Source organism: Cellulomonas sp. P24, from assembly GCF_024704385.1.
Taxonomy (GTDB): domain Bacteria; phylum Actinomycetota; class Actinomycetes; order Actinomycetales; family Cellulomonadaceae; genus JAJDFX01.
Genome location: NZ_JAJDFX010000002.1, coordinates 2,434,420 through 2,446,960, shown reverse-complemented (window position 1 = coordinate 2,446,960; position 12,541 = coordinate 2,434,420). Strand labels below are relative to the sequence as shown.

Below are 12,541 nucleotides of genomic sequence, written 5' to 3'. Positions count from 1 at the left end.
CAGACTTGAGCGTATTCCGCTCAACTCTGATCGGCCAGCCCGGGTGACGGCGTACGAGCAGGGTGCACCACCCGACGACGGGACGCATCACCCGTGGCACGATCGGCACATGCCCGATGACGCGCAGACCGCCGCCGACCTGACCTCCCCCGACGTGCTCGGCGGCGACTGGGTCGCCCGCACCCTCCCGCTCGCGCCCGACGGCGAGCCCGAGACCGTCGCCACCCTGGTCCACCGCGCCGGACCGGACGGCACGCCGGTGCACGGGTCCTCGCGAGCGGTGCTCTACGTGCACGGGTTCGTCGACTACTTCTTCCAGGCCGAGCACGCCGCCGAGTGGGTCGCGCGAGGGTACGACTTCTACGCCCTGGACCTGCGCCGGTACGGTCGCTCGCTGCGCCGCGGGCAGGTCCCGAACTACGTCACCGACCTGCGCACGTACGACGAGGAGATCGACGAGGCGCTGCGCATCATCCGCGACGAGCACCGGCACGACGTCGTCGTCCTGCTCGGTCACTCGGCCGGTGGGCTGACTGCCGCCCTCTGGGCGGACCGTCACCCGCGGGCGGCCGGCTCGCCGACGTCGCCCTGGGTCGACGCCGTCGTCCTCAACAGCCCCTGGCTCGACCTCCAGGGGAGCTGGTTCGAGCGGACGATCGCGGTCCGGCTGATCGACGCCCTCGGCCCGTGGATGCCGCAGCGCATCGTCGGGAGGCTCGGCCCGGACTACGGCCGGTCGCTGCACGTGAGCACGGGCGGGGCGTGGGACTACGACCTCCGCTGGAAGCCGTTCGCCGGCTTCCCGGTGCGAGCCGCCTGGCTCCGGGCCATCCACCGCGGGCACCTCGCCGTGGCCGCCGGGCTGTCGATCGACGTCCCCGTGCTGGTCTGCTGCTCGACCGCGAGCGGGCCCGACGACCGCTGGCACGAGGCGATCACCCGGACCGACTCCGTCCTGGACGTCGAGCAGATCGCCGCCCGCACACCCGGGCTCGGTGCCGACGTGACCCTCACCCGCGTCCCCGACGGGATCCACGACCTCGCCCTCTCGCCGGAACCCGCCCGGACGCGCTACGTCGACGCGGTCTTCGCCTGGGCGGCGCAGCACGTCCCCGAGGCGACGCGCGACTGACGGCGCCCGTCAGTGCGACGGGCCGAAGGTCCGCTCGGGGTCGAGCACGCGCCGGATCTTCGTCGCGATCTCGGCGAGCCGGACCACGTCGTCCTCGTCGAGGGCGTCGAAGACGAGGCGCCGGACGTTGGCGACGTGCCGCGGGGCGATCGCGACCAGCGACTCCCAGCCTGCCTCGGTGAGCGAGACGTGGACGACCCGGCCGTCGTGGCTGCAGCGCCGCCGCTCGACCCACCCGCGCGCCTCGAGCGAGGTCACCACGTGCGAGAGCCGCGACGGCGACGCGTGCGACCGCACCGCCAGGTCGCTCATCGTGGTCGCGTGCCCCGGAGCCTCCGAGAGCATCGCCATGACGAAGTAGCTGAAGCCCGTGAGCTCCGCCTCGTGCATGAGGTGGGCGTCGAGCGCGGCCGGGAGCAGCAGCATGAGCGCCGTGAGGGACAGCCATGCCTCACGCTCACGGTCGTCGAGCCATCGCGGCTCGTCCACCTCGTCAGACGGCTCGTCCATCTCGTCAGACTACGGTCGGCAGGCTCACGTCGAGGGGAGGTTCACAGGATCCGCTGGGCGAAATGAGAAGATTTTCACATGTCGGAGGTCAAGTCTCCGGCCTCGGCCGCCGATGATGCACGCATGATGGGCACGACGACAGCGAGAACCGGGTGGTACCCCGACCCGCACGCGCCCGGGGTGCTCCGCTACTTCGACGGCGACCGCTGGACACCGCACACGCTCGCCGAGCCGACCACCGCCCCTCCGGTGACGCTCCCGACCCTGCCGACCCAAGGGAGCACCTCCGCGGCGTACTTCTGGGAGACCTCGGGCCTCGGGACCGACCGACCCGCCTGAGCACCTCGGCTCAGGCCGACGCCCGCGCCTGCTCGAGAGCCTCCTGAGCGTTGCGCTCCTCCTCGACCGCACGCTGGTGCGCACGCGAGTCGTAGTCCGGGGTGCCGGTCTTCTCGAGCTCGATCCGCGCCGCCTTGGCCGCGTCCGCGAGCCTCTTCTCGGCTTCCTTGACCTGGTCGGACGTCATGGACCTGCCACCACCTCTCGGCACCGCGCGTCCGGTGCCCGTCGATGTCGGCGGGCCGCGGAGCTCCGCGACCCGATGCCTCCACGGTAGGCCGGGCGTCGCCACTCGGCACGTCCGCGCGCGGTCGTCCTGGGCCGCGACGGCGGCGTCGGCGACCGGCCGGGCGACGCACCCGGCGCGCGCCCGCCGAAGACGGCGCCTAGCGTGGAATCACGGTCCGCCGTCCCGGCGGTGCCGGTGAGGTGCCGACCAAGGAGCGCACGGCCATGACCGAGTTCTTCGACGACCGCCCCGGACTCGACGAGAACCTGGAGGACGCCCCGGAGGAGGAGCTCGAGGAAGAGCTCGAGGAGGAGGACGACGACGCCCACCGCCACGAGCCGTGAGTCGTCACGAGTCCGGACGGCGCCGCGCCGGACGCGCCGCTGCCTGTCGCCGCACGCCGCGCCGCGATGCGCCGGTCGGTGTGGTGGCCGGGCGGTGGGGTGGGTCAGGCGGTGTGGCGCAGGGTGGTGTGGTGGGGGGCGGTGGAGTCGCGTACGACGAGCTGGAAGGACAGGTCGTGGTGGTGGGTCGGGGGGGTCTGGGGGTCGCGTAGGCGGGCGACGAGGAGGTCGACCCCGGCGCGTCCGCAGTTGACCAGGGGGATGCCGACGCTGGTCAGGGCGGGGGAGACCAGGGCGGACATGGGGATGTTGTCGACCCCGACGACCGAGATGTCGCCGGGGACGTTGACCCCGCGGTGGGCCAACCGGTCCAGCAGCCCGAACGCGACCAGGTCGTTGTAGGCCAGGACCGCACTGGCCCCCGAGGCGATCAGCAGGTCCCCGGCCGCCACACCCCCCGACACGTACGGCGCGAAGGACCCCAGGTCCACCAGGTCGGTGTCCGGGTGCGCGGTCGCGAACGCCTGCGCCGCAGCCCACCGGGCCCGCGTGGACCACGACGTGGCCGGGCCCCCCGCATAGGCGATCCGCCGATGCCCCAACGCCCGCAGGTGCTCCAACGCCAACCCCACCCCGGCCAGGTTGTCGATCAGCACCGCCGGGATCTGCCCGCACCGGCGGTTGACCAGCACGATCGTCGACTCCCGCGCCAGGTCCTCGATCACCTCGTCCGGGGACCGCGGGGAGCACACCACGATCCCATCGACCTGACGGGCCATGTCCCGCACCAGATCCGCCTCCCGCGACGGATCCTCGTCACAGTCCGCGATCACCACCGCCAACCCCGCCGCCCGCGCCCGGTCCTGGACCCCCTTGGTCACCGACGCGAAGAACGGGTTCTCGATGTCCGGCACCACCAACCCGATCAACCCCGTACGCCCCGTGGTCAACCCCCGCGCCACCAGGTTCGGCCGATACCCCATCCCCCGCGCCGTATCGAGCACCTTCGCCAACGTCCCCGGCGCCACCTCACCCGGACGCGACAACGCCCGCGACACCGTCGAGACCGACACCCCCGCCACCCGAGCAACATCACGCGCACTCACCACCACGCGCTCACCCCCCACTCACGGGTACGACGGGAGGTCATCGGCATCTCCGGCTACGAGGACGGGTACGGGACCCACGGGCGATCACGGGCTGAGGCACGGCCGCACCGGGCCCGACGTCGAACGGCGGGCCGACGCTGCTCTGCCGACACCCCGAGGATAGGCGTGGGGCGTCTGGTCGCGTCACCTGCGACCCGCCCGACGTCGCGCCACCGCAGTGAAGTTCCGCAGTGACTACGGAGGGAACCGCCGGGCCGGGCGATTACCCTCGATCGCGACGAGCACCGTGCTGCCGCGCGGCACGTCGACCGGAGAGGGCGCATGACTGCACGAGACACCACCGGACGGCCCCTCAGGCGGTCGCCCGTCGCCCTCCGCACCGTCGGGGCGATCGCCACGACGGCCGTGGCCCTCGGCGCGCTCACCGGCTGCTCGTTCTTCGGCAAGAACGACAAGACGACCGTGGTCTCGGTGCTCAAGGCGAAGCCCGGCGACTGCCTCGTCGCCCCGAAGGCGATCACCGCCGAGGTCACGAACCTGACCGTCGTCCCCTGCACCCAGCCCCACCAGCAGGAGGTCTACGCCCTCGCCGCCTACCCGCTGCCGGCCGGCTCGGAGACGTCGGCCCCCTACCCGGGGGAGGCCGTCCTGAAGGCCTTCGCGGACGGCGCCTGCCTCGGCGCGTTCGCTGGGTACGTCGGCAGCGACTACCGCGACTCGTCGCTGTTCTTCACCTACCTGCTGCCGTCGGCACGCGGGTGGCAGGCGGGTGACGACCGGGACGTCACGTGCATCATCACCACGACGGGCTCGACGCGGACGTCGTCGGTGAAGGGATCCAAGCTGTAGGGCCGGGTGGACGGCACGCCGTCCCGACGAGAGGACCACCATGGGCAAGCCCGCCGCGACCGCGACCGCGATGCTGCAGTGCAGCTTCGGGGTGGCACCGTCGACGCTGAACGTCCTGCCGATCGCCCGGGTCATGGTCGAGGGCAAGCCCGCGGCCGCGATCACCGACGCGATCCCGATGATGAACATCCCGCCCTTCGGCATGTGCATGAGCCTCGCCAACCCGCAGGTGGCCGCAGCGACGGCCGCGGCCCTCGGCGTGCTGACCCCCATGCCGTGCATCCCGGTCACCACCCCGTGGGTCGGCGGCGCGATGACGACGCTGATCGGCGGGAAGCCCGGTCTCACGCTCGGCGCGAGCTGCACCTGCGGGTTCGGCGGCGTGATCCAGATCGTCAACCCGGGCAGCGTCAAGACCCTGGAGGCGTGAGGGGCTACTCCCTGCCGGCGAACGAGCTGGCCAGCCCGTCGATCCGGCGCAGTGCGCCCTCGTCGCCGTTCGGGGCCGTGGCCCACAGCAGCAGGTCGCCGTTGACCGTGGTCACCACGGCGAGATCGGTCTGCGCGGCGTAGCCCTGCAGCCTCTCCTGCGCCTCGACTGCGTCGTCGTAGTCGTCGAACTCGTACACCGAGATGTGCGCCTGCTCGCCGTCCCAGTCGAACCCGATCGCGTCGAGGGCGTCGAGATCCTCCGCCGCGGGGACCGCATCGGTCTCCTGGACGTCCGGGTCGTTCGTCAGGCGCAGCAGCGCGAGGATGCGGCCGCGTTGAGCGGTCATGCGGGCCATCGGGTCTCCTTGTCCACCGTCACGCCGCCGGGAGCTGCCTCTTCGCCCTCGACCACTTGCCGTCGCTGATGTTCCTCTTGAACGACGCCCATGTCGTGTTGAGCTGCTCCGTCGTGAGCGTGCTGTCCTTCGCCTTCCAGGCCGCGCGGAACTTCTCCTCGAGCTTGGCGGTCTTGCCCTCGAAGTAGATCTCACCGAGCACGGTCTCCTGCTCGACCTTGTTCGCGCCGAGGATGCGGATCATGCCACGCACGAACTTCACGTTGTCGTCGTAGTTGTCGCGCTCGGGGCCACCGTCCTTGGTGGGGGTGGCGTTCTTCGTCGTGAGCATCCGGGTGAAGTACTCGGTCATGCCCTCGTTGAGGTCGAAACCGAAGACGTCCAGGACGTTGTCCTTGGCGTAGCGGTGCATGCTCTCATGGATGGCGGTGCTGGGAGTGCCGCGGTCGGCGTGCAGGATGGCCGGCTCGTCCTTGTTCTTGGTGGAGGCGTAGGCGTTGGTGCTCTGCTCCTCCTCGACGGAGTCGGTCGGGAACTCGACGCCGTAGACGATCGCCCAGTCCTCCGGCGAGATGCTCGCGACGTAGCCCTCGCCCTTCTTCCCGGCGCTCACGGCCGCCGCGATGAACGGCTTGATGTGCGGGTAGTCCTCGATGTTCGTCTTGATGAACTCGTCCGCCTCGGCACCGGTCAGGTGGTGCTTGACCTTCGTCCCGTTGGACTTCGTCTTCTTCTTCGCCATGTCCACCGCGGCGAGGAGCGACATGTAGTAGAGGTCACCGAGGTGCGCGCGCCCGATCGCCATCGCCGCGCCGTCGTCCGCGATGGACTTCTTCTCCGCGCGCGAGAACGTGGTGATCAGCTGACGCAACACGTCCATGCGCTGCTTGGCGACGATCTTGTTCGGCGGCGCGGTCTGCGGGTCGCACGCCTCCGTGAAACGCTCCTTGGCGGTCTTCGGGGTGGGCGGCGCCAGAGGCTGCTGCTCCGGGGTCGTCTCGGGCGACTGCGTCTGCACCTCCTGCACCTCCTGCACCTGGTCACCCGACGTCGTCTCTGGCAGCGGCGGGGCGATCACCTGCTCCTGGTCGACCGACGGAGTCGTCTGCGACGGCGGGGCCACCACCTGGTCCTGGGAGACCACCGGCGGTGTGCTCGAGCTCGACTCGGGGAGCGGCGGGGCCACCACCTGGTCCTGCGGCGCCTCGACCCTCGGTGCCGGCGTGAGGAGGGGCGCGTCCGGCACCGTGACGGGAGCGTTCGTGGTCTTCTTCTTCTTCCCGCCGAAGAGCTTCTTGAACGGGTTCCAGCGGCGGATCGTCGTCGACCCCGCGCGAACCGCCTGCCGCCGCAGCGCGCCGGTGCCTCCTGCCGCCCCCGCGCCGGCGTCGCTCGCCGCCGCACCGGGCACCGCCGCCTCGGCCGACCCGCCGACCCGCGACGCCTGCCGTTGCAGGCGACGCACCGCGTGGTCCGCCATCGCGTCGGCGGCCGCCTCGGCAGGGTCGTCCGCGCGCCCGATCACCGGGCCCGCTCCGGCCGGCGCGCCCGCACCGCCCTGGACGACGTGCGCGAGCTCGTGGCTCAGCAGGTGGTCACCTCCCGCCGACCCGGGCGCGTAGGTGCCACGGGAGAAGTACAGGTCCGTCCCGGCCGTGAAGGCGGTGGCCTGGACGGAGCGGGCGATCCGGTCCGCCTCGGCGTCGTCGTGGACCCGGACCCGACTGAAGTCGGCCCCCATCGCCTCGCCCATCCGCTCCGCGACACCGGCGTCGAGGGGGCGACCACCGCCCTGGCGACGGCGCAGCGCGTCACCGATCTCGGGCGGGGCGGTCGTGCCGCCGAGAGGGTCGTCCGTCGTCGCGCTCCGCTGGATCGCGACGGCCAGCCCCGGGACGGCCACCGTGCCCGGCGTGCCCGGGGTGTCCGGGGTGTCCGGTGCCGACCGGACCACCGTGGGAGCCGCCGGCGCAGGGGCGGGGCCCGCGTGCTGCTTCGTGAGTGTGGTGCGCTCGCCCTCAGCCGGCATCGTCGGCTCCTCCTTCGATGTGAGTCTCGCCCGACCTCGTCATGCCGGTCCGGCCCCGTCGGGGACGAACCCGTTCGCGGGCACGCGACGCCCGAGCTTCTGGTACTCGGCCACCGTCGCCGCCAGGACGTGCCGCATGCCGACCGCACAGCCGGACGCGATCGCGTCGTACGCGGCCGCGAGCACGATGTTGCGGATGTCGCCGCCCGCGAGCTCGACCTGCCTGGCCAGGTGGGCGACCTGCACCGGGTCGTCCGGGTCGGTCTCGACCCGCGCCAGGTTCGCCTCCCACAACCGGTGCCGCGTCGGAGCGTCCGGGTCCGGGAAGTGCACGATGAAGCTCATGCGACGGCTGAACGCCGGATCGAGGTTCCCCTGCAGGTTGGTCGCCAGGATGGTGATCCCGTCGAAGTTCTCCATGCGCTGCAGCAGGTACGCGACCTCCTGGTTCGCGTAGCGGTCGTGCGCGTCCTTCACGTCCGAGCGCTTGCCGAACAGCGCATCGGCCTCGTCGAAGAACAGCAGGACGTTCAGGCTCTCCGCCTCGTGGAACACCCGCTCGAGGTTCTTCTCGGTCTCCCCGATGTACTTGTCGACGATCGACGACAGGTCCACCCGGTACAGGTCGAGCCCGAGCTCCGCAGCGATCACATGGGCGGCCAGCGTCTTGCCCGTCCCCGGGCTGCCGCTGAAGAGCGCCGCGATCCCGGTCCCCTTGCCGCCGACGTCGACGAGGCGCCCGTCGGCCAGCACCTCGTCGCGGTGCCGCGCCCAGGACACCAGCCGTCGCAGCGTCGCGCCGGCGTGCTCGGGGAGCACGAGGTCCTCGAACGACGGCGGACGCCGGGGCGCCAGCGCCGCACCGGTCGTCATCGACCCGCCCACCCGGCGCGCGGCCGCCCGAGCCGAGTCCACCGACACCTCCGTGCCGGTGATCAGCGCGAGGCGCGTCGCGTACTGCGCCGCGTCGGCGATCGACTCCGGGGCCAGCCGCAGCGTCGACAGGCTGTGGTCGGCGACACCGAGGTGCGCGTCCCACACCGCCGCACGGTCCTCGGTCGACACCGCCGGCGCCTCCACGACGAGGGGGTGGTGGGACAGCCACGTGGGCTGCCACGCCTTCTCGCCGACGGCCAGCACCGGGACGGCGGCCTCCACGAGAGCAGCGAACACGGCCGCGGGGTCGTGCTCCGCGACGCGCTCGGCATGCGCGACCACCAACCCTGCGCCGCGCAGCGCCGCCTCACGGGTCACCACCACGACCAGACGCGCGAGGTCCGCCGACGGTGGCACGCGCGCGAGATCGACGGCCAGGCACCCGACGCCCGCCGCCGCGAGCGCCCCGGCGGCGAGGGACAGCCCACCGGCACCCAGGGGGGACCGCACCCAGACGAGCGGCACACCGGCCTCGACCGCCGCCGCGAGGAGCCCGTCGGCATCCAGCCCGGTGATCGGCACCGGGTCGATCACGGCCGCTGCGACCTCCGGGTCGACCTCGTCCACGCCGAGCAGGTGCGCGACGACCCGGTCGGGCACCCACAGGTCCCGGAGCAGCCACGGCTCGCCCGACGACACGTCCAGCAACCCGTGCCGCCGGACGGGTGCGCCGACGCCGAGGCGGGCAGGACCCGCACCGGACAGCGTCGGCAGCCCGACCAGCTCGAGCGCGAGCCCGACCGAGGCCCGCGCCGGCACCGTCGCGCCGCGGAGCAGGCCGAACGCGAGCGCGAGGTTCGCGTCGAGATCAGGAGCCGCGGCGATCGTCAGCAGGTCGACGTCGACCGGGTCGAGGTCGAACACGTCGGCCAGCCCGGCGAGCCGGTCCTCCCCGGCGAGACCCCGGCACTCCCCGGACGGACCCGCGCCGTCGTACTCGTCGCGCAGCACGTCCATCACGGCCCCGAGCCGCCCTGCGAGCTGGGGGTCGAGGCCACCGCGACGGTCCACGGCGAGCGCCAGCGGCTTGAGCAGAGCGGTCAGGCGCTCGCGCATCACAGGCCTCCCGGCAGCAGACGACGAACGGGTCGAACGGGAACCTGAGCGAGCGGCCGACCCGTGCCCCCGCGCGCGCGACGCGCCCGGCACGGCCCGGGCTCTCACCGCCTCGTCCGGGATCGAGTCTGCTGCGAGGTCACGGGTCCGGTCGAGCACCCGCGGCGAACTTCGGTAGTGATTACCGATGTTGGCTGTTCCGGGCAATTCGTAGCATCGAGAACGCCTCTCGGGTATGCGCTGGGTGCTGGGTGGGTACGGGTCCACGGGTGGCACGCCGCGCGACGAGAAGGGAGAGCATCATCCTCATCCCTACCGTCGAGGACGGGCTGGAGAGCTACCTGCGGTCGGCGCTCCCCCTGTCGAACGAGATCGGCGACGTCTCCTTCGAGCCGCCGTCGTCGACCTGGGCCGCCCAGGTGAACCGGATCACGGTCAGCCTCTTCCTGTACCAGGTGTCCCGGAGCCCGCAGCCGCCGCGCCCGTCCGCCCCGCGCACCGCCGCGGACGGCAGCCTCGAGCGCCGCGCACCGTTGCCGATGGTCCAGCTGTCCTACCTGGTGAGCGCGTGGGCGGGGAGCACCCGCGACGAGCACCAGCTGCTCGGTGACGTGCTGACCCGGCTGCTCGCCCAGCAGATCCTGCCACCCGAGCACCTCGCCACGCCGCTCAGCTCCAACGTGCAGCTCACGCTCGCCGACGACACCGTGAACCGCCCGCGGGACGTCTGGGGCGGGCTCGGCGGCACCCTCAAGGCCTCGTTCACGCTGCTCGCGACCGTCGCCGCCGACGCCTACCCGTGGGAGACCGCACCGCGTGGCGTCACCTCCGTCGACGGCAGCCTCAACCAGCTGTCCCGCCCGCCGATGCCGGCCAGGACGCGCCCGACCATCGGTCCGGCCGACCGCGCGGGTGCCGACCTCCCCGTGAGACGCGACGCCGACGGAACGCTCCACGCGACCGTTCCCGACGACAGGTCGTAGCTGCCGTGCGCGTGGTCAGCGGCGTCGACGTGCTCGAGGTCGCCCCCGGAGGGTCGGGGGAGATCCTCCTGGACGTCGTCAACACCGGAACCGTCATCGACGGGGTGAGCGCCCACGTCGTGGGGCTGCCCGTCGAGCACACGACGTCACGCCCGTCGGTGCTCGCGCTGTTCCCGGACGCGACCGGTCAGCTCGTCGTGCGGCTCGACCTCCCGGAGAGCTTCCCGGCCGGCACGCACCCGATCACCGTCCGGGTCGTCGGGCAGGCCGGGGTCACCGACGCCGTCCACCACGACGTCGACCTCGTCGTCGGCAGCCGACCGCAGCTCTCGATCAGCGCCGCACCGTCCGTCGTGCGGTCGCGGCGGCGCGCGAGCTTCGAGATCAAGGTCCGCAACCGCGGCAACGTCCCGCTCGACGTCGCGCTGCGCGCGACCGACAGCGACCGCAGCCTGCAGGCGACCCTCACGCCGTCGACCCTGAGCCTCCCGCCGGGGACCACCGCCACGTGCACGGTCCGCGTCCAGGGGCCGCGTCAGCTGCTGGGCGGCGACCGCGAGCGCGCCCTGCAGGTCGAGGCGACCGCTCTCGACCAGCACGAGGTGGTGCCCCTCGTGCTGCGGCAGCGCTCGCGGCTGAGCGCGGGCGTGATCACGGCGATCGTGCTCCTCGCGATCCTCGGGGTCTGGGCGTCGATCTTCCTGTTCGGCGTCGGCGCGATCCTCGGCTCCGACCCGTACACGAAGGTCGCCCCCGCGTCGTTCTTCGCCGCCACCTCGGTCGCGGGTGCCGCAGGGACCGCCGCCGCAGCCGACACCACGGCCTCGGGGGCACCCGCCGGCGCCGTGCCACGCACCGGCGTCCTGCCCGCCGGCGTCGGCGGGACGCTCGCCGGCACCGTCACCGCCGCCAGCGACGGCCTGGGCGTGGGGCGCATCACCGTCGAGGCGTGGCGCACGTCGCGCACCGGGCTCGTCGTGGTCGGGTCGGCCGCGACCCAGCAGGACGGCAGCTACGCGATCGCCGGGCTGTACCCCGGCTCGTACCTGGTGAGCATCAAGGCGGACGGCTACACACCGGTCTGGTACCCGAGCGCCGCCGACTCCTCCGGGGCGAAGCTCGTCAACGCCGTCGCGCAGAAGGTCACGGGCGACGTGAACCTGACGATCACCGGCAACCCGGCGGTGATCAACGGCAAGGTCGACGTCGGGTCCGTGACGACCCCGGTGGTCACGACCGTGGTGGCCCGCGCGACGTGGGCCCGTGACGACGCCACCCTCACCCGCACCGTCCAGACCGCGGCGGACGGGACGTTCACGCTGCCGGACGTCGTGGCGCCGGGCACCTACGAGCTGTCCTTCACGGCGCCGGGATACCAGCCCTCGACCATCACCGAGAGCGTGACCGGCGGCCAGACCCGGTTCGCCCCGACGGTGACCCTCGCGTCCGGCACCGGGCAGATCTCCGGGACGGTCAGCGACGGCAGCCACCCCCTCGGTGGCGTGGTGGTGACGACGAGCGTGGGCGGCACGCCGGTCGTCGTCGGGACCCCGACGCTCGGCGCCGTCGGCACCTTCGTCATCCCGGGCCTGCCGACCCCCGGCACGTACGTCGTGACGTTCGCGGCCAACGGGTTCACCACCGCGACCGTCGTGGTCGACCTCACCGCCGGCCAGTCCAAGAACGACGTCGCCGTCACGATGACCGGCGGCGCCGGCACCGTCAACGGCCGGATCCTCGCGCCCGACGGCAGCGGGCTCGGGCAGGCGACCATCACCGCGACCGGTGGCCCGACCACCGTGACGGGCACGTCCCTCACGACCGGCAACGTCGGGGCGTTCACCCTGGCGGGCCTCAAGCCGGGGCTCTACACCCTGATGGTCACCCTGCCGGGGTACGCGGCGCAGAGCGTCGCCGTCGACCTCACGACGGGGACGACCCCCGCGGTCACCGTGACGATGCGCCCGTCGTGGGGCACGGTGCAGGGCGTCGTGCAGTCGGGGGGCACCGGGACGGCCGGGGTCGAGGTGCAGGCCACGGACGGCCAGCACACCTGGAAGACGACGTCCACCGCGGTCGCCGGCTCACCCGCCGGGTTCTACTCGTTCGCCCAGCTGCCGCCCGGCGCGTACTCCGTGACGCTGTCGGAGGCGGGGCGCGTCGTCACCACGGCGGTCGTGCAGGTCGTCGCCGGGTCGACCGTCACCCAGAACCTGACCCTGCCGGCGGTGGGCTGA

The 12,541-nt window shown here is 72.7% G+C and carries 12 protein-coding genes; 6 read left to right on the top strand and 6 right to left on the bottom strand.

Going from position 1 to position 12,541, the window contains the following annotated elements; genetic code table 11:
- Positions 1–109 precede the first annotated feature (109 nt).
- On the top strand, positions 110–1,132 hold the full coding sequence (locus LJB74_RS11375) for an alpha/beta hydrolase (protein WP_259308638.1): 1,023 nt from the start codon (positions 110–112) through the stop codon (positions 1,130–1,132).
- Between the two features lie 9 nt (positions 1,133–1,141).
- On the opposite strand, the gene LJB74_RS11370 is transcribed toward LJB74_RS11375, so the two are convergent.
- The gene (locus LJB74_RS11370; protein WP_259308637.1) at positions 1,142–1,642 is read right to left on the bottom strand and encodes a MarR family winged helix-turn-helix transcriptional regulator; all 501 of its coding nucleotides are present in this window, start codon (positions 1,640–1,642) and stop codon (positions 1,142–1,144) included.
- A gap of 123 nt (positions 1,643–1,765) precedes the next feature.
- Between LJB74_RS11370 and LJB74_RS11365 the strand changes: the two genes are divergently transcribed.
- A complete protein-coding gene (locus tag LJB74_RS11365) occupies positions 1,766–1,981 on the top strand; it encodes a DUF2510 domain-containing protein (RefSeq protein ID WP_259308636.1) in 216 nt (71 codons plus the stop codon).
- A gap of 10 nt (positions 1,982–1,991) precedes the next feature.
- Here LJB74_RS11365 and LJB74_RS11360 read toward each other — a convergent pair whose 3' ends face one another.
- Entirely contained in the window at positions 1,992–2,168 is a 177-nt protein-coding gene (locus LJB74_RS11360; protein ID WP_259308635.1) for a translation initiation factor 2, read from the bottom strand.
- A 490-nt stretch (positions 2,169–2,658) separates the two neighbouring features.
- Positions 2,659–3,660, bottom strand: a complete 1,002-nt coding sequence (locus LJB74_RS11355) for a LacI family DNA-binding transcriptional regulator (protein WP_396125153.1) — start codon at positions 3,658–3,660, stop codon at positions 2,659–2,661.
- 324 nt (positions 3,661–3,984) lie between these two features.
- On the opposite strand from LJB74_RS11355, the gene LJB74_RS11350 reads away from it, so the two are divergent.
- Both LJB74_RS11350 and LJB74_RS11345 read left to right on the top strand, forming a co-directional pair.
- Positions 3,985–4,512 (top strand): septum formation family protein, encoded by a 528-nt coding sequence (locus LJB74_RS11350; RefSeq protein ID WP_259308634.1) that lies wholly within the window; start codon positions 3,985–3,987, stop codon positions 4,510–4,512.
- 40 nt (positions 4,513–4,552) lie between these two features.
- Positions 4,553–4,942, top strand: a complete 390-nt coding sequence (locus LJB74_RS11345; RefSeq protein ID WP_259308633.1) for a DUF4280 domain-containing protein — start codon at positions 4,553–4,555, stop codon at positions 4,940–4,942.
- A gap of 4 nt (positions 4,943–4,946) precedes the next feature.
- Here LJB74_RS11345 and LJB74_RS11340 read toward each other — a convergent pair whose 3' ends face one another.
- The 3 genes from LJB74_RS11340 to LJB74_RS11330 are packed head-to-tail and all read right to left on the bottom strand — an operon-like array spanning position 4,947 to position 9,321.
- Entirely contained in the window at positions 4,947–5,300 is a 354-nt protein-coding gene (locus tag LJB74_RS11340) for a hypothetical protein (protein ID WP_259308632.1), read from the bottom strand.
- Positions 5,301–5,319: 19 nt separating this feature from the next.
- Positions 5,320–7,329, bottom strand: coding sequence for a DUF4157 domain-containing protein (locus LJB74_RS11335; RefSeq protein ID WP_259308631.1), 2,010 nt, complete (start codon positions 7,327–7,329; stop codon positions 5,320–5,322).
- A gap of 39 nt (positions 7,330–7,368) precedes the next feature.
- On the bottom strand, positions 7,369–9,321 hold the full coding sequence (locus tag LJB74_RS11330; RefSeq protein WP_259308630.1) for an ATP-binding protein: 1,953 nt from the start codon (positions 9,319–9,321) through the stop codon (positions 7,369–7,371).
- Between the two features lie 269 nt (positions 9,322–9,590).
- Here LJB74_RS11330 and LJB74_RS11325 point away from each other — a divergent pair, with 269 nt between their 5' ends.
- Both LJB74_RS11325 and LJB74_RS11320 read left to right on the top strand, forming a co-directional pair.
- Positions 9,591–10,304, top strand: coding sequence for a DUF4255 domain-containing protein (locus tag LJB74_RS11325; RefSeq protein WP_259308629.1), 714 nt, complete (start codon positions 9,591–9,593; stop codon positions 10,302–10,304).
- A 5-nt stretch (positions 10,305–10,309) separates the two neighbouring features.
- Entirely contained in the window at positions 10,310–12,541 is a 2,232-nt protein-coding gene (locus LJB74_RS11320; RefSeq protein ID WP_259308628.1) for a carboxypeptidase regulatory-like domain-containing protein, read from the top strand.

Bases quoted from the DNA above. Each gene is read 5' to 3' on its own strand.
- LJB74_RS11335 (WP_259308631.1), bottom strand. From the start codon at position 7,329: ATGCCGGCTGAGGGCGAGCGCACCACACTCACGAAGCAGCACGCGGGC.
- LJB74_RS11370 (WP_259308637.1), bottom strand. From the start codon at position 1,642: ATGGACGAGCCGTCTGACGAGGTGGACGAGCCGCGATGGCTCGACGAC.
- LJB74_RS11345 (WP_259308633.1), top strand. From the start codon at position 4,553: ATGGGCAAGCCCGCCGCGACCGCGACCGCGATGCTGCAGTGCAGCTTC.
- LJB74_RS11360 (WP_259308635.1), bottom strand. From the start codon at position 2,168: ATGACGTCCGACCAGGTCAAGGAAGCCGAGAAGAGGCTCGCGGACGCG.
- LJB74_RS11375 (WP_259308638.1), top strand. From the start codon at position 110: ATGCCCGATGACGCGCAGACCGCCGCCGACCTGACCTCCCCCGACGTG.
- LJB74_RS11340 (WP_259308632.1), bottom strand. From the start codon at position 5,300: ATGGCCCGCATGACCGCTCAACGCGGCCGCATCCTCGCGCTGCTGCGC.
- LJB74_RS11365 (WP_259308636.1), top strand. From the start codon at position 1,766: ATGATGGGCACGACGACAGCGAGAACCGGGTGGTACCCCGACCCGCAC.
- LJB74_RS11330 (WP_259308630.1), bottom strand. From the start codon at position 9,321: ATGCGCGAGCGCCTGACCGCTCTGCTCAAGCCGCTGGCGCTCGCCGTG.
- LJB74_RS11350 (WP_259308634.1), top strand. From the start codon at position 3,985: ATGACTGCACGAGACACCACCGGACGGCCCCTCAGGCGGTCGCCCGTC.